This window comes from Xanthomonas hortorum (assembly GCF_011305375.1).
GTDB lineage: Bacteria > Pseudomonadota > Gammaproteobacteria > Xanthomonadales > Xanthomonadaceae > Xanthomonas > Xanthomonas hortorum_E.
The window spans coordinates 357,636-374,275 of sequence record NZ_VCME01000001.1; the positions used below are offsets into that span (position 1 = coordinate 357,636).

At 64.1% G+C, this 16,640-nt stretch carries 17 protein-coding genes and 1 pseudogene; 2 read left to right on the plus strand and 16 right to left on the minus strand.

Annotated elements, in window-relative coordinates; all coding sequences use genetic code 11:
- Positions 1-44: 44 nt before the first annotated feature.
- Positions 45-2,363: a TonB-dependent receptor gene (locus FFY45_RS01395; protein ID WP_176339048.1), complete on the minus strand. Its 2,319-nt coding sequence runs from the start codon at positions 2,361-2,363 to the stop codon at positions 45-47.
- Between the two features lie 503 nt (positions 2,364-2,866).
- Here FFY45_RS01395 and FFY45_RS22420 point away from each other — a divergent pair.
- Positions 2,867-3,070: pseudogene (locus FFY45_RS22420) on the plus strand (hypothetical protein); the annotation flags it as partial.
- Between the two features lie 88 nt (positions 3,071-3,158).
- On the opposite strand, the gene FFY45_RS01400 reads toward FFY45_RS22420, so the two are convergent.
- From FFY45_RS01400 to FFY45_RS01430, 7 genes are all read right to left on the minus strand, one after another.
- Positions 3,159-3,488 carry a non-heme iron oxygenase ferredoxin subunit gene (locus FFY45_RS01400; protein ID WP_006448901.1) on the minus strand — a complete coding sequence of 110 codons (330 nt, stop codon included), beginning with the start codon at positions 3,486-3,488 and terminating at the stop codon, positions 3,159-3,161.
- Positions 3,485-4,024, minus strand: coding sequence for a GNAT family N-acetyltransferase (locus FFY45_RS01405; RefSeq protein ID WP_176339049.1), 540 nt, complete (start codon positions 4,022-4,024; stop codon positions 3,485-3,487). The genes FFY45_RS01400 and FFY45_RS01405 overlap by 4 nt, the downstream gene beginning before the upstream one ends.
- Positions 4,025-4,230: 206 nt before the next feature.
- Entirely contained in the window at positions 4,231-5,475 is a 1,245-nt protein-coding gene (locus tag FFY45_RS01410; protein WP_176339050.1) for a cysteine desulfurase, read from the minus strand.
- Positions 5,472-6,734: a Fe-S cluster assembly protein SufD gene (sufD, locus tag FFY45_RS01415; RefSeq protein ID WP_176339051.1), complete on the minus strand. Its 1,263-nt coding sequence runs from the start codon at positions 6,732-6,734 to the stop codon at positions 5,472-5,474. The genes FFY45_RS01410 and sufD overlap by 4 nt, the downstream gene beginning before the upstream one ends.
- Positions 6,734-7,498, minus strand: coding sequence for a Fe-S cluster assembly ATPase SufC (gene sufC / locus FFY45_RS01420; protein WP_006448897.1), 765 nt, complete (start codon positions 7,496-7,498; stop codon positions 6,734-6,736). The genes sufD and sufC overlap by 1 nt, the downstream gene beginning before the upstream one ends.
- A gap of 155 nt (positions 7,499-7,653) precedes the next feature.
- Positions 7,654-9,111, minus strand: a complete 1,458-nt coding sequence (gene sufB, locus FFY45_RS01425) for a Fe-S cluster assembly protein SufB (protein WP_176339052.1) — start codon at positions 9,109-9,111, stop codon at positions 7,654-7,656.
- Positions 9,112-9,126: 15 nt separating this feature from the next.
- Positions 9,127-9,585 (minus strand): SUF system Fe-S cluster assembly regulator, encoded by a 459-nt coding sequence (locus FFY45_RS01430; RefSeq protein ID WP_023904615.1) that lies wholly within the window; start codon positions 9,583-9,585, stop codon positions 9,127-9,129.
- Between the two features lie 176 nt (positions 9,586-9,761).
- Between FFY45_RS01430 and FFY45_RS01435 the strand changes: the two genes are divergently transcribed.
- Positions 9,762-10,229, plus strand: coding sequence for an SET domain-containing protein (locus FFY45_RS01435; protein ID WP_006448894.1), 468 nt, complete (start codon positions 9,762-9,764; stop codon positions 10,227-10,229).
- 286 nt (positions 10,230-10,515) lie between these two features.
- On the opposite strand, the gene FFY45_RS01440 is transcribed toward FFY45_RS01435, so the two are convergent.
- From FFY45_RS01440 to FFY45_RS01475, 8 genes are all read right to left on the minus strand, one after another.
- Positions 10,516-11,112 carry a YceB family lipoprotein gene (locus FFY45_RS01440; RefSeq protein WP_104551654.1) on the minus strand — a complete coding sequence of 199 codons (597 nt, stop codon included), beginning with the start codon at positions 11,110-11,112 and terminating at the stop codon, positions 10,516-10,518.
- 55 nt (positions 11,113-11,167) lie between these two features.
- Positions 11,168-11,713 (minus strand): hypothetical protein, encoded by a 546-nt coding sequence (locus FFY45_RS01445; RefSeq protein ID WP_439333500.1) that lies wholly within the window; start codon positions 11,711-11,713, stop codon positions 11,168-11,170.
- Positions 11,714-11,774: 61 nt separating this feature from the next.
- Positions 11,775-12,083: a DUF3861 family protein gene (locus FFY45_RS01450; RefSeq protein WP_104551655.1), complete on the minus strand. Its 309-nt coding sequence runs from the start codon at positions 12,081-12,083 to the stop codon at positions 11,775-11,777.
- Between the two features lie 91 nt (positions 12,084-12,174).
- Positions 12,175-12,795, minus strand: a complete 621-nt coding sequence (locus FFY45_RS01455) for a peptidoglycan DD-metalloendopeptidase family protein (protein ID WP_176339053.1) — start codon at positions 12,793-12,795, stop codon at positions 12,175-12,177.
- Positions 12,796-12,927: 132 nt separating this feature from the next.
- Positions 12,928-13,353 carry an HU family DNA-binding protein gene (locus tag FFY45_RS01460; RefSeq protein ID WP_043889331.1) on the minus strand — a complete coding sequence of 142 codons (426 nt, stop codon included), beginning with the start codon at positions 13,351-13,353 and terminating at the stop codon, positions 12,928-12,930.
- 437 nt (positions 13,354-13,790) lie between these two features.
- Positions 13,791-14,645, minus strand: a complete 855-nt coding sequence (proC, locus tag FFY45_RS01465) for a pyrroline-5-carboxylate reductase (RefSeq protein WP_176339054.1) — start codon at positions 14,643-14,645, stop codon at positions 13,791-13,793.
- 47 nt (positions 14,646-14,692) lie between these two features.
- Positions 14,693-15,385, minus strand: a complete 693-nt coding sequence (locus FFY45_RS01470; RefSeq protein ID WP_176339055.1) for a YggS family pyridoxal phosphate-dependent enzyme — start codon at positions 15,383-15,385, stop codon at positions 14,693-14,695.
- Between the two features lie 171 nt (positions 15,386-15,556).
- The gene (locus FFY45_RS01475; protein ID WP_176339056.1) at positions 15,557-16,273 is read right to left on the minus strand and encodes an NPP1 family protein; all 717 of its coding nucleotides are present in this window, start codon (positions 16,271-16,273) and stop codon (positions 15,557-15,559) included.
- Between the last annotated feature and the right edge of the window lie 367 nt (positions 16,274-16,640).

Here is a 16,640-nt window from a genome sequence, read left to right on the forward strand (position 1 = left end):
AGATCTCCACGCCGCCCGCACTGTGCGGACGGCGTGCCGGAGGCTTAGAAACTAAAGGTGGCGCTCAACACCGCCGAGCGGCCATCGCCCGGCAGCGCCCAGCCATTGCCGGCAGTGACAGTGCCTGCCGCGTTGACGGTGAGGTTGTTACGGATGCTGGTGTAGTACTCCTCGTCGAACAGGTTGTTGACGTTCAACTGCAGGCTGAGCCAGTCGTTGACGCGCAGGCCGACCATCGCACGGTGCACCCAGTAATCGTCGGTCTTGACGTAGCCGGCCACCGAGGAATTATTCGGATAGAAGCCACCCTGGTAGGTGACGCCGTAGCCGAAGGTCCATTGGTTGAGCTGATAGGTGGTCCAGATGTTGCCGGCATTGCGCGGCGTCTGCACCAGCTCGCGCCCGGCGATGGGATCGCCGGTGAGGCTTTCGGTGCGGTTGGACACGCTCTGCAGCACTTCGCTATCGAGGAAGGTGTAGTTGGCGAAGATCGACCAGCGCTCGGTCAGGTAGCCGGCCGCGCCCAGCGCGATGCCGTCCACACGGGCCTTGCCGTCCAGCACCTGTTCGGGGATCAGCGGGTCGCCGCTGTTGACCTTGTAGTTTTCGCGCTCGTTGCGGAACACCGCCGCGGTGAGCGCCAGACGCTCGTTCAACACGTCCCACTTGCCGCCCAGTTCGATGTTGACCGCGCTTTCCGGCTCGACATTGCAATTGGCGCCCGCCGTGGCGGTAGCGATCGGCGTGCACGAGCCGTTGACCGAGGCCTTGGACGGCGTCTTGCTGTTGGCGTAGGACAGATACAGGCTGGCGTTCTCGACCGGCTTGAACACTAGACCGGCGCGATACGAGAACAGGTCCTCTTCGCTGCCGGCCGGGAAGCCCGGGGTCACACCAGTGACATTGCCGGCGGCGTTGACGGTGTAGGTGGTGCTGTCGCCTTCGTTGTGCTCGTAGCGGCCGCCCAGGTTGAGCATCCATTGCTCGTTGAACTGCAGCGTGTCGAACAGATACACCGCCTGATTGGTCAGGCTGCCCTTGCTGCGACCGGTGCGGAAGTAGTTCTGCGGGCCGGTCCAGATGTTGTACGGATTGTCGAACGACTGCAGCGGATAGGTGATGCCGGTGGTGGAGCCATCGGCGTTGCGGAAGATGCTGCCGCTATTGAGCTCGAAGTCTTCCTTGCTGAAGGCGATGCCTGCAACCAGGCGATGCTCGATCGCGCCGGTATGCAGGGTGGCGGTCAGGTCGGTCTGGCTGTGCGCGATGAAATTTTCGGTCTCGCGCACCAGGCCGCGCGGGCCGCTGTTGGGGTTCCAGGTGGCCGGTGGCTGGCCGACGCAGGCGCGGCCGGTGTAGGCGTTGGTGTTGTTGGGCAGGCACCAGGTGCCTTCCGGTGCGGTGGCCGAGGTGGTCTGGTCCACGCGCTGCACGCGCGCCAGGCTGCGCAGTTTGACGTTGTCGTCGAAGTCCATTTCCAGCACGCCGGTCAGCATGTCCACGTCGATTTCCTGACGTGCCACGTTGCGGTAGCCGTAATAGGTTTCGCGGTCCACGCCCGGCAGCGGGCCGTTGTTGAACGGGCTCAGCGCGAACGGCACGCCGTACTGCGGCAGGTTGTTGTCGTGCTGGTGCAGGTAGCTCAGCGTAAAGCGCGCATCCGAGCCCAGGCCGAACGCGACCGACGGCGCAAAGCCCCAGCGGTGACGGAATTCTTCATCGCGGCCCGGCACGTCCTGGGTATGGCCCATCGCGTTCAAGCGCACGGCGGTGCCGTTTTCGAAGTCGTAATTGCTGTCGGCGGTGAGCCGGCCGTAGCGGTCGCTGCCGCCACCGACCACGACATTGGTGAAGTCGCCCTGGCCGGCGGTCTTGGTGACCAGATTGATGTTGCCGCCGACAGAGCCGGCGCCGGACATGGCCGAGTTGGCGCCGTTGATCAGCTCCACCGCTTCCAGGTTGAAGGTGTCGCTGCGGCTGTACTGCGCGCTGTCGCGCACCCCGTCGGTGGTGATGTCGCTGCTGGCGGTGAAGCCGCGCAGGTTGATGCTGTCGCCATACCCGCCGCCGCCTTCGCCCGCGCCGAAGGTGATGCCGGGCAGGGTGCTCAGCACATCGCGCAGCGACAGCAGGTTCTGCTGGTCCATGGTCTGCTTGGTGACCACGGTGATCGTCTGCGGCGTGTCGCGCAGGGCCTCGGTGTACTTGGGCGAGGATGGTTTTTGCGCGCGTTCCTGCTGCACCCGGATGGCGTCCAGATCGACCGCGCCTGGAGGCGCCGGCGCATCGCCAGGCTGGGCGAAGGCAGGAGCGGACAGCGTCAGCAGCACGGCCGAGGTGAGCGGGGAAATCCTGGGAGTCATGAGGCGTCTCGAAGAGGAAAGCGAGGCTCCGGCCTGGCGATGGCTCGGCGGATGCGGGAATGGGGGTGAGGATTGAAAAGGTGGATCGACAGTGCGCGCCGGCTAGCCCGATGCGATGTGCTGGCATGACCCGATGTCGCACACGTCGAGGCGCCGCGCGGAAGGGCGCAGGCGGGGCGAACGCAGCAGAAAACGGTCTGGCAGAGCTGGGCGCATGGGATCGCAGGGCAGGCCAGTTGTTAAGAAGGCCTGAAGGGCTGCGATCTTAAATGCAAATCATTCTTCTTTGCAATCTTTGTCGTCGGCCGACGTCGCGCGGTGGTTCCCGCTGCCTGAAGCGTTGTGGCAGAAAGGTTTGTGCGCTATTTGAATGGCTGACCAAACTACTTCATGCCGGTTTGCTGCAAGGGCCGCTGATCTGCTGTTTGGCTGCAGGGCCCTTGCCCACCCACCATCGCGGGACACGCCGCAAGTACGTCCGTGTAGGCTCTTACGCGGCATCCATGCCGCGTAAGGTCCCGCGACGGTGGGGCGGGCAAGGACCAGTCGAGGTGGTCGGTGTGCATGTTTTCAAGCAACCAGCAATCTGTCTGGTGCGGTGTCCTCGCCGCTTGCGGGACCATGTGGCGGCATGGATGCCGCCACTGAGCCTCCAGGGACGGATTCACGGCGTGTCCCGCGAGCGGCGAGGGCACCGCGCGCTCGACTCACTAGGCTTTTTAACCTTGGCTTCTACGGGCAAAGCCACGATCACAGCCACAGCCGACCTACCGCACTCACTAGATCTCACCGCTCTCAGCGGTCGTCGCGTGCCCAGATGCCGCCGTGTTCGCGCTTGACCGGAAACTTGGGCACGGCGGTGTAGGCGGGTGCGCACAACGGGCGGCCGTCGCGGATATCGAAGCGGGCGCTGTGCAGCAGGCATTCGATGGTGCCGGCCGCCGGGTCGAACGTCCCGGGCGACAATTCGTAATCTTCGTGGCTGCAGCGGTCTTCCAGCGCATACAGCTCGCCGTCGAGGTTGAAGACCACGATCGGGGCGTCGGTCACCTCATCCCAGACGGTTTGCAACTCGCCGGGCAGCAGCGCCTCGCTGGCGCAGACGAAGGTCCAGGTCTCGCTCACAGCGCTGCGCCGCCGAGCGGTTTTTCCAGCACTTCGAAGCGCAGATCCTGGCGCAGCGGCACGCCGAAACGCTCGTCGCCATATGGAAACGGCTTGGTGATGCCGGTGCGGCGATAGCCACGTCGCTCGTAAAACGCGATCAGCTCATCGCGGATGTCGATCACCGTCATGCGCATCACCGGTAGCTGCCACTCGCTGAAGGCGATGCGCTCGGCTTCGGCCAGCAGCGTCTTGCCGAGCCCGCTGCCTTGCAGCGACGGGTCGACGGCAAACATGCCGAAATACCCGGCGCCGTGGTCGTCGGCGATATGCGCGCAGGCCAGCAGTCGCCCGTCTTGTTCGACCAGCAGCACCAGGCTGCGGTCACGCAACAGGTCTTCGCGCAGCACGGCGGGATCGATCCGCGCGCCGTCGAGGAAGTCGGCTTCGGTGGTCCAGCCAACGCGGCTGACATCGCCGCGATAGGCGGACGTCACCAGCGAAACGAGGGCGTCGATATCGTCGACGGTGGCGGTGCGGAAAGTGGTGGTCTGCATGGGGAGCAGTTTAGCGGGAGTCGGGATTGGGGATTGGTCAAAGCGCAAGAAACGCTGTTCCTTGTGCCTTGCCGGATACCCGAATTGGGGCGTTGCTCTGAGTCTATCGTGGGGGCACGTGCGCCAGCGCACGGACGTCTGGCGCAAGCACCGCAACTCGGCGAAAGGTTCTCCGAATCCCTAATCCCGACTCACCAATCACTGCCTCAAGCCAGCAACCGACGCACCTTCACCAACGCAGCAACAAAGCGCTCGATCTCGTCGTGCGTGTTGTAGAACGCCAGCGAGGCGCGGCAGGTGGCGGCGACGCCGTAGTACTGCAGCAGCGGGTGTGCGCAATGCTGGCCCGAGCGGATGGCGATGCCTTCCAGGTCGAGCAGGGTGGCCAGATCATGCGCATGCGCGCCTTCGATCAGGAACGAGACCACTGCGGCCTTGTCCGGCGTGGTGCCGAAAATGCGCAGGCCCTCGATACGCTGCAGTTCTTCGGTGAAGTGTGCGAGCAACTCGGTTTCGCGTGCTTCCACGTGCGCCAGCCCGACCGACTCCAGGTAATCCACCGCCGAGCCCAGGCCGATGAAACCGGCGATGTTGGGCGTGCCGGCTTCGAACTTGTGCGGGGCATCGTTGAACACCGTGCCCTCGAAGCTGACTTCCTTGATCATCTCGCCGCCGCCCAGAAACGGCGGCATTGCCTGCAAGTGTTCGCGACGTGCCCACAGCGCGCCGGTGCCGGTTGGCCCGCACATCTTGTGGCCGGTGATGGCGTAGAAATCGCAACCGATGCCGGCCACGTCGATACGCCGATGCGGCGCGGCCTGCGAGCCGTCCACCACGGTGACGATGCCGCGCTTGCGCGCCTCGCGGCAGATCTCGCGCACCGGGTTGACCGTGCCCAGCACATTGGACACGTGCGTGATCGCCAGCAGCTTGACCTCCGGCGTCATCGCCTTGCGCAAGGCATCCAGATCCAGCGCGCCGTCTGGGGTGATCTCGGCCACGCGGATGGTCGCACCGGTGCGTTGCGCCACCAGTTGCCACGGCACGATGTTGGCGTGGTGCTCCATGCGCGAAATCAGGATCACATCGCCGGCGCCCAGGCGCGGCAGCGCCCAGGAATAAGCGACCAGATTGATCGCAAAGGTCGTCCCGCTGCACAGCACCAGCTCGTCGGCGCGCACATTGAGAAAACGTGCGAGCTTGCTGCGCGCGCCTTCGAACGCATCAGTGGCTTCGGTGCCCAGCGCATGCACCGCGCGGCTCACATTGGCGTTTTGACGACGATAGAACTCGTCGGTCGCGGCAATCACCTGCAGCGGCTTCTGGCCGGTGTTGGCGTTGTCGAAGTAGATCAGCGGCTTGCCGTGCACCTGCCGCATCAACAACGGGAAATCCGAGCGCACACGCTCCCAATCCGGCGCGGCCAGTTGCGGGACGGCGGGCGCGTTCATGCCACGCCTGCCGAGGTCAGTGCGCGGTCCAGCTGCAACGCCAGTACCGCAGTCAGCGCGGTGGGCAGCACACGCAGCGGTTCGTGGCAGAACGCGGCGCTCAGCAAACGCTGTGCATCGGCCTGCGGCAGACCGCGCGAGCGCAGATAGAACAAGGCGTTGTCGTCGAGCTGGCCGACGGTGGCACCGTGCGCGGCCTGCACTTCCTCGGCATCGATCACCAGCACCGGCTGGGTGTCGATCTCGGCGTTGGCCGACAGCAGCAGATTCTTGTTCGACAGTCGCGCATCGCTGCCGTCTGCACCGGGGCGAATGTGGATGCCGCCATGAAACACCACCCGGCTGCGATCGGCGCCCACGCCGCGCCAGACCAGCTCGCAGCTGGTATCGCGTGCGATGTGCTGGATGCCCAGACGCGTATCGACATGGCGGCGGCCGTTGCCGAGCAGTACGCCATTGGCGGTGAGCTGCGCGTTGTTGCCTTCCAGGCGCACGTTGAGTTCGTGCCGTGACAGGTTGGCGCCCAGTTCCAGATCCACGCGCTGGTAGCGCGCATTGCGCGCCAGCACGGCATCGGTACGCAACAGTGAAGTGGCGTGCGCACTGTCGGCCTGCACGCGTGCATGCGACAACACCGCATCCTGGGCCAGATGCACATGCATCAGGCTGTTATCCAGATGCGCGGCATCGCCGACATGCAGGTGATGTTCGACCACGCTCAGCGCCGCGCCGGCACGCAGTTCGATCAAGTGGCGGTGATGCCAGGACAGGTCGTGCTCGCCGGCCACGCTGATAAAGACCAGGTGCAGCGGAATATCGATCTGCGTGCCTTCCTGCACGCGCACCAGCACGCCTTCGTCGGCAAGCGCGGCATTGAGGCGGGCGAAGATTTCATCGCTGCCTTCGAAACGGCGACCGAGCAGCTGCTGCGCGTCATCGCTGGCAGCCAGCGAGGCAGACAAGGTCTCCAGCTGCACGCCGTCGGGCAGCGTCGAAAGGTCGCTCAGTGCGTCGGACGGGCGCCCGTTGACGAACACCAGCCGTGGCGAGGCGATATCGTCCAGCACGGAGGCATCGACCAGCGTCGGTACCAAGGGCGCAGTCTGAAAACTGCGCCGCTCCAGCTGCCGCAGCGAGGTGTATTTCCACGCTTCGGCGCGCGGGCCGGGCAGGCCGGTCTGCAGCGCGGCATCGAGTTCGGCACGCCGTACATCATTGCCGCAGAAACCGCGGGCGAGGGATTCCAGCAGGGCGCTCATCAGGCAGCCGCCTCGGGCACCACGCGGTCCTTGAGGAAGTGATAGCCGTGTTTTTCCAGCTCCAGCGCCAGTTCCGGGCCACCGCTCTGCACGATGCGGCCTTCGGCCAGCACATGCACCACGTCCGGGGTGATGTAATCGAGCAGGCGCTGATAATGGGTGATCACCAGGAACGAGCGCTCCGGCGAGCGCAGCGCGTTGACGCCGTCGGCCACGCTCTTGAGTGCGTCGATATCCAGGCCCGAATCGGTTTCGTCCAGGATGGCGAGCTTGGGCTCGAGCACGGCCAGCTGGAAGATCTCGTTGCGCTTCTTTTCGCCACCCGAAAAACCTTCGTTGACGCCGCGATGCAACAGCTCGTCCTTCAGATGCAGTACCGCCAGTTTCTGGCGCACCAGCTTGAGGAACTGCATCGAGTCCAGCTCTTCCTCGCCACGCGCCTTGCGCTGCGCGTTGAGCGCGGCACGCAGGAAATAGGTGTTGTTGACGCCGGCGATTTCAACCGGGTACTGGAAGGCCAGGAACAAGCCGGCGGCTGCACGTTCTTCCGGCGGAAGGTCGAGCAGGTCCTTGCCTTCGAACTGCACGCTGCCTGCGCTGACCTCGTAGCCATCGCGCCCGGCGAGCACGTTGCCCAGCGTGGATTTGCCCGCGCCGTTGGGCCCCATGATGGCGTGCACTTGGCCCGGCTTGATGTCCAGCGACAGGCCTTTGAGGATTTCTTTGCCGGCGATGCTGGCGTGGAGATTGTTGATCTTGAGCATATTCGTATCCAGTGATTGAGCCCCTCTCCCGCCGGGAGAGGGGTTGGGGTGAGGGTTCGTGCGAAGCAGCGTGCTGTTTGGGTGCACTTGGCTTCGCCCGTACCCTCATCCGGCGCTGCGCGCCACCTTCTCCCGAGGGGAGAAGGGGAAAGGTGTCAGCCGACGCTGCCTTCTAAGGAAACTTCCAGCAGCTTCTTGGCTTCCACTGCGAACTCCATCGGCAGTTCGCGGAACACCTGCTTGCAGAAACCATCGACGATCAGCGACACCGCATCTTCCTGGCTGATGCCGCGCGCGCGGCAATAGAACAACTGGTCGTCGCTGATCTTGGAGGTGGTGGCCTCGTGCTCGACGGTGGCGCCGGGATTCTTCACCTCGATGTAGGGGAAGGTATGCGCGCCGCACTGCTTGCCGATCAACAGCGAATCGCACTGGGTATAGTTGCGCGCGCCATCGGCGTTACGGTCCACCTTGACCAGACCACGATAGGTGTTCTGGCCACGCCCGGCGCTGATGCCCTTGCTGACGATCTTGCTCTTGGTGCGCTTGCCGATGTGGATCATCTTGGTGCCGGTATCGGCCTGCTGACGATGATGGGTGAGTGCCACCGAATGGAATTCGCCCACCGAGTCGTCGCCGAGCAGCACGCAGGACGGATACTTCCAGGTGATCGCCGAGCCGGTTTCGACCTGGGTCCAGGTGACCTTGCTGCGGTCGCCACGGCATTCGGCACGCTTGGTGACGAAGTTGTAGATGCCGCCCACACCGTTTTCATCGCCCGGGTACCAGTTCTGCACAGTCGAATACTTGATCTCGGCGTCTTCCAGCGTCACCAGCTCGACCACCGCTGCATGCAGCTGGTTTTCGTCGCGCATCGGCGCGGTGCAGCCTTCCAGATACGACACATACGCCTTGTCTTCGCACACGATCAAGGTGCGCTCGAACTGGCCGGTATGGCCGGCATTGATGCGGAAATAGGTGCTCAGTTCCATCGGGCAACGCACGCCTTTCGGGATGAACACGAAGCTGCCATCGGAGAACACCGCCGAGTTGAGTGCGGCAAAATAGTTGTCGCCAACCGGCACCACGCTACCCAGATACTGTTTGACGATCTCCGGATGTTCCTTGATGGCTTCGGACATCGAGCAGAAGATCACGCCCTTTTCGGCCAGTTCCTTGCGGAACGTGGTGCCGACCGAGACCGAGTCGAACACTGCATCCACCGCCACGCCGGCCAGCCGGGCACGCTCGTGCAACGGCACGCCAAGCTTGTCGTAGGTATCGAGCAGTTCCTTCGGCACGTCGTCCAGCGAGGCGTACTTCGGGCCCTTGGGCGCGGAGTAATAGCTCAACGCCTGGAAATCGATTGGGGAGATCTGCAACTTCGCCCACTCCGGCATCGGCATCTTCAACCAATGCCGATACGCCTCAAGACGCCAGTCGGTCATCCATTGCGGCTCTTCTTTCTTGGCCGACAAGGTACGGATGACATCCTCGTCCAGGCCGGGCGGGAGCGAGTCCGATTCGATGTCGGTGATGAAGCCGGCGTCGTAACGTCGGCCCAGCCGTTCGATAATCTCGGCGTTCTGCGGGGGAGCAAGTTCGGTGGCCATCGGGCTGCCTACAGGTCAGGTGGTCGCGACGCGTGCGGCGATGGAACGCCGACTGCTGTCGCCAGGGAGAGAGAGGGGCTGCAACATCTGTGCGAGCGTGACGCGACGCAATGCATCGCCGACCACGTCGTTGATCAAACGCCAGTTGGAGCGCACGCCGCATGTCTGCGCGATGCCGCACTGGCTGTGGTCCTGGCTGCATTCGGTGATCGCCAGCGGGCCTTCCATTGCCTCGACGATTTCAACGAGTGTGATCTCGCTGGCCGCGCGCGCAAGCCGGTAGCCGCCATGCACGCCGCGCAAACCTTCGACTAGGCCCGCTTGCGACAACGGTTTGAGAATCTTGCTCACGGTCGGCGCTTCCAGGCCGGCCTGCTCGGCCAGCTCGCTCGCGCTGAGCACCTGATCGCCGCGTGCAGCCAGTACGGTCAGCACGACGGTGGCGTAATCGGTGAGTTTGGTGACGCGCAACATGAGGGGGCCAGGTAAATCCTAAAGCGGACCGAAATTGTACTCTTTCGAGCGGGGCAGGGCCAACCGCGCGGTTCAGCCGCCGGCAAGCGTTGGGCGTTGCCGTTGGCAATGCGCTTGTGCTTGGCGCATCGCCGCGCTGCGGTCACAATGAGCGGCCCCATCACTGGACCCCGTTCATGTCGCGCAAAGTTGCCGCCCGCAAGTCACGTATCCACGGCAATGGCATGTTCGCCCTCGCCGCGCTCCGCAAGGGCGAGCGCATCATTCAATACAAGGGGCGCCTGCGCACGCATGCGGAAGTGGATGCCGATGACACCGGCGATGTGGAAAGTGGCCACACCTTCCTGTTCACGCTCAGCGACGACTACGTGCTGGATGCCAACTACGAAGGCAACGTGGCACGCTGGATCAACCACAGCTGCAAGCCCAATTGCGAAGCAGTGATCGAAGAGGCCGAAGGCGACGATCGCAGCAAGGACAAGATCTTCATCGAGGCCAAGCGTGCGATCAAGGCCGGCGAAGAGCTCACCTATAACTACGGCATCACGCTGGCCGAGCGCCACACACCGCGTTTGAAGAAGATCTGGGAATGCCGCTGCGGCTCCAAGAACTGCACCGGCACGATGCTGCAGCCCAAGCGCTGAGCACACGCGTGCCGGCATTGCGATCGTGCCGGCATTGCGATGATGCGATGCGCACTCTCTTTCAGGAGTGCGCAAACAGGAATGCGCACTACGCGGGTTAGACCTGCATGCTGACGCAGTCGATTCACTGGTTAGTGGATCGCTTTCAACAACAGCATTGCCGTCTTCCCAGACGTCTTTCGCAACAAAGGCCCGGCGATCGATGCGCCGGGCCTTTGTATGTGTGCAACGCCTGCCGCGCAGTGGCGCCGGCCAGCGAGCCCCGCGCTGGCGCAGCGCGGATCGTCTACTTGCCGGAAAGCGCTGTCGCCGGCACCAGTTGCTCGATGTTCTGATTGAAGTTCACCGCCACTCGTCCGTTCTGGATGCCCACCGACTCCACCTGCACATTGCCCATCACCGCCGCGATGGCGGGATCGATGCGATAGATCGGCTCCTTGCGCGCGTAATCGGCCAGCCAGGCATTGAGCAACTGGCGGGTGCTGTGATCAAGCTTGGCGCCGGCATTGGCAGGGCGGAAGTCATCGATGGTGGGCTGATCAAGATAAAAGCCTTGCTTGGCCACGTCGTAGCGCAGCGCACTGGTCAAGGTCACGTTGCCGACCGGTGCCGGCGCGCCGCCTGCGGTGGCCAGGGCCAGATCGAAGGCCATCTTGAGCCGGTCGCCTGGCGGCAGCGACAGCGCCGGATTACTGACCGTCATTTCGACCAGCCCGCCCAGTGCGTCATGCGTCTGCGGGAAGCGGCCACCCAGGAATTGCTGCAGATCGCTGCCCTGCACACTGATTTGATGTCCCTGGATCTGCGGCGTGGCCCAGGCACCGGCGACGGGCATTGCCAGGGCGAGGGCGAGCATGGATCCGGCAAGCGAACGCAGTTTCATCGGGTGACTCCGGTAGCAGATGACATCACCTTAGTCTGCGCCGGTGAACCACGGGTTAGCGCAGCACCGGCTGCAGCGTTGCCGAATAGATCTCCCATGTGTCGCTGCCGGCACGGGGTTGGAGTCGATACGCACCGACCAGACGCTGCGTGCCGGCGGTGGTGCGCACGGTCAGTTGCACCGGTACTTCGATCAGCTTGGGCGGATGCTGCTGGTCCAACGCGATGGGTGGATCGTTGTTGATGCGTATCGATTGGATGTTGGTGATGCCGCGTAGCGCTGCGTCGTCCGGCACCGGTGAGGGACGACCCCCGGTCCACAGCGCATCGGCATCCGCGCGTGCCGCGCCGGGTAGTGCGCCCAGATACCGATGCACGGTGGCGCTTGCTTTGGCGAAGTTGCTGCGCGCTGTGGCGTCGTTGGGGTCCGGTGCCGGCACCAGTGGCGCAGGCGCTCCAGCGTTGGTGACTGTGCTTGGATTACCTGTCACAGCCTCGGTTGGCGACGAGGGCGCAGCAACAGACGTGCGTTTGTCTTCGGTGCGCTGACAACTGCAGCCAGCGATTGCAGCGGCAAATACTACGATTCCAGCCCAGCGCATGGCGCATCCCCATCCCCGATGCGCGCAGTGTAACGGTCCGCGCAATGCGGCGATGCAGGCCTCAAGCGCCTGGCGTTGGGTGCACGCGCTGCAGGCGCTCCAGCAGCAGTTGCAGCTTCGGCCGCAATGCATCCAACGCATCGCTGGGCTGCGCGCGCGGGCGGGCGGCCAGATCTTCCAGCAGCTGCGAGCCGACGGTCAGCGCGGCGCATTCATCGCTGCTCAGGTCGCGGCGCAGATGCAGCTCTTCGAGCAGCCGCATCCAGTCGGCGCGCGAGCGCTGTTCGAACTCGATGGTGCAGCGGTCGTCGCAGGGGCGGCCATCGCTTTCGATGGGCGTGACCGTAATGCGATAGCGTTTTCGGGGCATGGAGATGGCGTCGTTGCTGGGCTGTCTCCACCATAGGCGCAGCGTGCGGTGGCCTCGATAGGGCAGGCCATGACGCAGTGTTCCAACATGTTCACTGTGCCGGCTGTGGTGCGGGTTTGCGCAGCAGCGGCAGCGGATCGTACGCACCGTTGCGCCCATAGACCCCATAGTGCAGATGCGGCGGCGTGCCGCGCGCGTTGCCGGTGGTGCCGACCATGCCCAGCGGTGTGCCGGGCTCGACCACATCGCCGACCTCCAAGCCTGCGGCCCAGTCGTCCAGATGCGCATAGTAATGCCGCTGCATGGCCGGCCCCAGCACCCAGACCTGCTTGCCGCCAAGGCCTTGATCGCGAATGGCGCTGACCACGCCACGGGTTGCAGACAGCACTGGCGTGCCGCGTGGCGCGAAGATATCCACGCCGGCATGGCTGCGGTCACGGCCACGCGGCGCGCCGAAGGTGTCGGCGATGCGGCGTGCCTGCACGCCTTCGACCGGGATCTGCAAAGACGTCGGCGGCGGCATCCGCGACAGCTCCCAGCTGGTGCGCAGCTGCTCGGCGATCGGCAACTGCCAGGCCCAGCGTGCGGCGACACCCAAGGCGCACAGCAGGGTGACCGACACCAGCAGGCGGCGCACGCGGCGTGCGGGGCTGCGTGCGATGGGGGGCGGCGTTGTCGATGGAGGATGGGGCGATGGATCGGTCACATGCACCTGCTGGGTTGCGAATCAGCAGGCAGGGTAGGCAAGCGGCGATGAGCGGCATGTGGGTGATCACGCATGCGGTATCGCGCGCAAAAAAAGACGGCCCGCAGGCCGCCTTTGTTACACCGGATGCGTGCTCGATTAGAGCGCGGCATCCTTCAACTTCTTCAGCAAGCGAGCCTTGACCTTGAAGCTGGCCGGCTTTGCGGCAAAGGTCTGCTCTTCCTTAGTGAAGGGGTTGATGCCCTTGCGCTTGGGCTTGGCCGGCACATGGACGCTGGTCAGCTTCAGCATGCCCGGCAGAGTGAACGAGCCGGCGCCCTTTTTGCTCAGCGAGGAATGTGCAACGGATTCCAGCGTCGCCAGAACGGCGCGGACGTCCTTCGGAGCCAGCTGGGTGGATTCGGCGATGTGCGCGACCAGGCCGGTCTTGCTCAGTGCTTCCTTGATCGGCTTCGGCGCGGCGGACTTGGCAGCGGCGGCCTTCGCCGGCTTTGCGGTCTTGGTGGCGGCGACCTTTTTCACTGCCTTTTTGGGGGCAGCCTTCTTAGCGGCGGTTTTTGCCATGAGTTATGTATTCCGTATTCGTAGGTGGTGTTGGGTCTGCCGACCCAGTCGGCAACGCGAAATGTAGGGCAACTGCTGCGCGCCGCCAATAGGCAAACGATGAAACAACGCGAAAAAAGCGTCTTTCGACGGGGATTCGTTCACCAGCGGCAGAAAACGCGTACGAAACGCATTGTCGAGTCGGTTGCGATGTGCGCGTTGACGAAGCGTCTGACGCAGAGCAGCAGGTCTTCAGCGCGAGCTTGAGTGCATGATCGAGCAGGCGATCTGGTGTCGGGTGTTGCCGAAATCTGCGGCTGGCTGATGGCGTTGGTCGGCATGGCCAGCGCGGATGGATCGCCGTTATGCAGGATCTCTGTAGTGCCGACAGATCGACTGCATACCTGCGATCAGCTTTGGTTGCGAGGAAATCGTGCGCTTCTTCGTTAGCGGATTCGCTAATCGTTGGCGGCGGACAGGCTACGGCCGCGCTCGGTGGCTGCGGCGATTGCGCTTGCGATGAGCGCTTCGAAGCCGCCGGCCTGAAATGTCTCGATCGCCGCTTGCGTGGTGCCGTTGGGCGAGGTCACGCGGCGGCGGAGCAGCTCCGGTGCTTCGCCAGATTCGGTCAGCATGCGCGCGGCGCCAAGCACGGTTTGCAGCACCAGCGTGCGTGCGGTGTCGGCGGGCAGACCCTGCGCTTGCGCGGCAGCCTCCATCGCTTCGGCCAGCAGGAAGACATAGGCCGGGCCGCTGCCGGAGACGGCGGTCACCGCGTCCATCTGCGCTTCGTCGTCGATCCACACGGTGACGCCTGCGCTATCCAGCAAGCGGGTCGCCTGCACGCGTTGCGCGTCGGAAACGCGCGCAGTGGCGTACAGCCCGGTGACGCCGGCGCCGAGCAGGGCGGGCGTGTTGGGCATTGCGCGCACTACCGCCACGTCACCGCCCGACCAGCGCTGCAGTTGCATTGCAGTGATGCCGGCAGCGATGGACAGCAGCAGCGGCTGCTGCGCCTGTGCAAGGTCGGCCAGCTGTGCGCACACCGAAGGCAGCACCTGCGGTTTGACTGCCAGTACCCAGATGGACGCGCCGTCCACAGCAGTGCGGGCGTCTTCCACGGCGTGCACGCCGAAGTCGCGCGATAACGCCTCGCGCAATTCGGCAATCGGCTCGGCCACGCGGATGCTGGTTGCGGGCACGCCTTGCCGGATCAGCCCGGCAATCAGGCTGCGCGCCATGTTGCCGCCACCGACGAACGCGGTGATTGCAGCGTTGGGATGCGAAGACGCGGGGGAAGAGGGCAGAGTCATTGCAGCACCTTAGGTCAGAAAGATCGGTGGTCGGCACGCGAGGCCGATCAGGACGCGGCGGCAGGCGACGAGGCGCGTTCGCCAAACAACGCGGTACCGACGCGCACCATGGTGGCACCGGCCGCGATCGCTTCGGCGAAATCCGAACTCATGCCCATCGACAAGGTATCCACCTGCGGATAGCGGCCCTTGAGGTCTTCGAATAGCGCCTGCATGCGCGTAAACGCAGCCGCGCGCCGTGCCTGCTCGGGAAACGGCGCGGGAATCGCCATCAGCCCGCGCAACTGCAGACGCGGTTGCAGCGCGATGTCACGGGCCAGCGCATCGATCGCCTCCGGTGCGCAACCGTGCTTGCTGTCCTCGTCGTCGATATTGACCTGGATCAGCACGTTCAACGGCGCGCGATCGTCCGAGCGGTAGCGCGCCAGCAGCGGGATCAGTTTGGCGCGGTCCACGGTCTGTATCCAGTCGAAGCAGTGGCTGGCCAGTTCGGCCTTGTTGGATTGCAGGTGGCCGATCAGATGCCATTCCAATCCCAGCGCATGCAGTTCGTCGATCTTGGCCTGCGCCTCCTGCACGTAGTTTTCGCCGAACGCCTGCTGGCCTTGCGCCGCCAGCGCCTGGATTGCGCCGGCGGACTTGGTCTTGGAGACCGCCAGTAGCCGGGCGGGACGCCCAGCGGCGTTTTCCGATGCGACTCGGATGCGGTCGAGAATCTGCTGCAGCGACGAGGCCGGCACGTGGCGCCCTTGGCTTGAGGGAGGACCGCCTATAGTGAGGCCAGCGCCCTGGTCCTTCCAGCAGGTGGTGCATTCGGGGCAGCGCATGGGCGCCGATGTCCGGTCTGTTGGCCACCGGACATCGGTTTGCCACATGCGATCTATGCAGGTGCTAGCTATACAGGTGCCAGGTCAGTTGTAGTACCAGGCCTTGCCGAGATTCTGGTTGAAGTTCTTGTCGATGAAAGGAACGTTGGCGGCACCGAAGTTTGTGTACGTCAATGCATCCTTTACCCATTGATCCATCGATTCCCATGCGATCAGCGGCTGCATGCCACCGACCGGGTTGTAGGGACCGATGAACATCTCATGGTTGGTCGGCCAGGTACTGCCGTAGACCACCTTGGGGTGATTGTCGCGCAGGCTGGCAGCGGGAATGCGCAGGTAAGAGTAGTTGCCATGTGCCGAGTAGGAAAGGGCATACACCGTCGGCCGCGGCACCGATGGATTGTTGATCCAGACGACGATGCTTTCCCAATCATGGCGATGTCCCAAACCACTGGATGGCGAGTCTTTCGGGAAGTACCAGCTGTACATGATGGCCCAGACGCCCCGGTACCAGCCCGAGCGCACGTACACCTGGCCGGGACTGTGGCTGCAGCCGCCATTGGACGCCCCGGTGGGCTTCAAACCCTTGCTCGGATGCCCCCATTGGTCGACTGCAGGAAACGGCACGCAGCCGTTGTGCACGAACAGGTACGGTCGGTAATCCCAGTCGCGCTGGCCGATCGGGCCTGCGGGAACCTTCTCGGGGATGGGTTTGATGTCGTCGTGGTTCCAGGCTTCGTTCGCATGTGTGACAAAAGGGCAAAGCAAAGCGACGACGCTGGCGATCAGCAGCGATTTCATGGTGTTTCACTCATTGGGGAGGGCGCTGCAACGGATGCAGGAGCGGTCGCCAACGTGTGCCACGGGCTGTACATGTGCCGGCCCCGGGGCAACGCGTCATCGTTCAGTCCGCTCTGCCTGCGCCATTGTGCGCAGCCGGATTGCGTCACGATGTTGTGTGGATGACAGCTTGAATTTCAGGCATAACTGCGCGGCCGGACGGTGCGTTTGCGCACAATCGGCGTGCAGCTGGATCGCGCTGCGTCGTGCGGCGATCGGCGCTTGGCCGGCGCTGCGCAAGCTGGAGATGATTGCGGGGTCTGGAGAACCGGCCTCGCAGCTTTACCGTTCATGCCGGCACGGCTGCCGGCGCGACGATTGCTGGGCG

Coding starts and splice junctions, on each gene's coding strand:
- FFY45_RS01445 (WP_439333500.1), bottom strand. CDS start 11,713: ATGCGCTGGGCTGGAATCGTAGTATTTGCCGCTGCAATCGCTGGCTGC.
- FFY45_RS01440 (WP_104551654.1), bottom strand. CDS start 11,112: ATGAAACTGCGTTCGCTTGCCGGATCCATGCTCGCCCTCGCCCTGGCA.
- FFY45_RS01450 (WP_104551655.1), bottom strand. CDS start 12,083: ATGCCCCGAAAACGCTATCGCATTACGGTCACGCCCATCGAAAGCGAT.
- FFY45_RS01395 (WP_176339048.1), bottom strand. CDS start 2,363: ATGACTCCCAGGATTTCCCCGCTCACCTCGGCCGTGCTGCTGACGCTG.
- proC (WP_176339054.1), bottom strand. CDS start 14,645: ATGACTCTGCCCTCTTCCCCCGCGTCTTCGCATCCCAACGCTGCAATC.
- FFY45_RS01430 (WP_023904615.1), bottom strand. CDS start 9,585: ATGTTGCGCGTCACCAAACTCACCGATTACGCCACCGTCGTGCTGACC.
- sufC (WP_006448897.1), bottom strand. CDS start 7,498: ATGCTCAAGATCAACAATCTCCACGCCAGCATCGCCGGCAAAGAAATC.
- FFY45_RS01460 (WP_043889331.1), bottom strand. CDS start 13,353: ATGGCAAAAACCGCCGCTAAGAAGGCTGCCCCCAAAAAGGCAGTGAAA.
- sufD (WP_176339051.1), bottom strand. CDS start 6,734: ATGAGCGCCCTGCTGGAATCCCTCGCCCGCGGTTTCTGCGGCAATGAT.
- FFY45_RS01475 (WP_176339056.1), bottom strand. CDS start 16,273: ATGAAATCGCTGCTGATCGCCAGCGTCGTCGCTTTGCTTTGCCCTTTT.
- FFY45_RS01405 (WP_176339049.1), bottom strand. CDS start 4,024: ATGCAGACCACCACTTTCCGCACCGCCACCGTCGACGATATCGACGCC.
- sufB (WP_176339052.1), bottom strand. CDS start 9,111: ATGGCCACCGAACTTGCTCCCCCGCAGAACGCCGAGATTATCGAACGG.
- FFY45_RS01410 (WP_176339050.1), bottom strand. CDS start 5,475: ATGAACGCGCCCGCCGTCCCGCAACTGGCCGCGCCGGATTGGGAGCGT.
- FFY45_RS01435 (WP_006448894.1), top strand. CDS start 9,762: ATGTCGCGCAAAGTTGCCGCCCGCAAGTCACGTATCCACGGCAATGGC.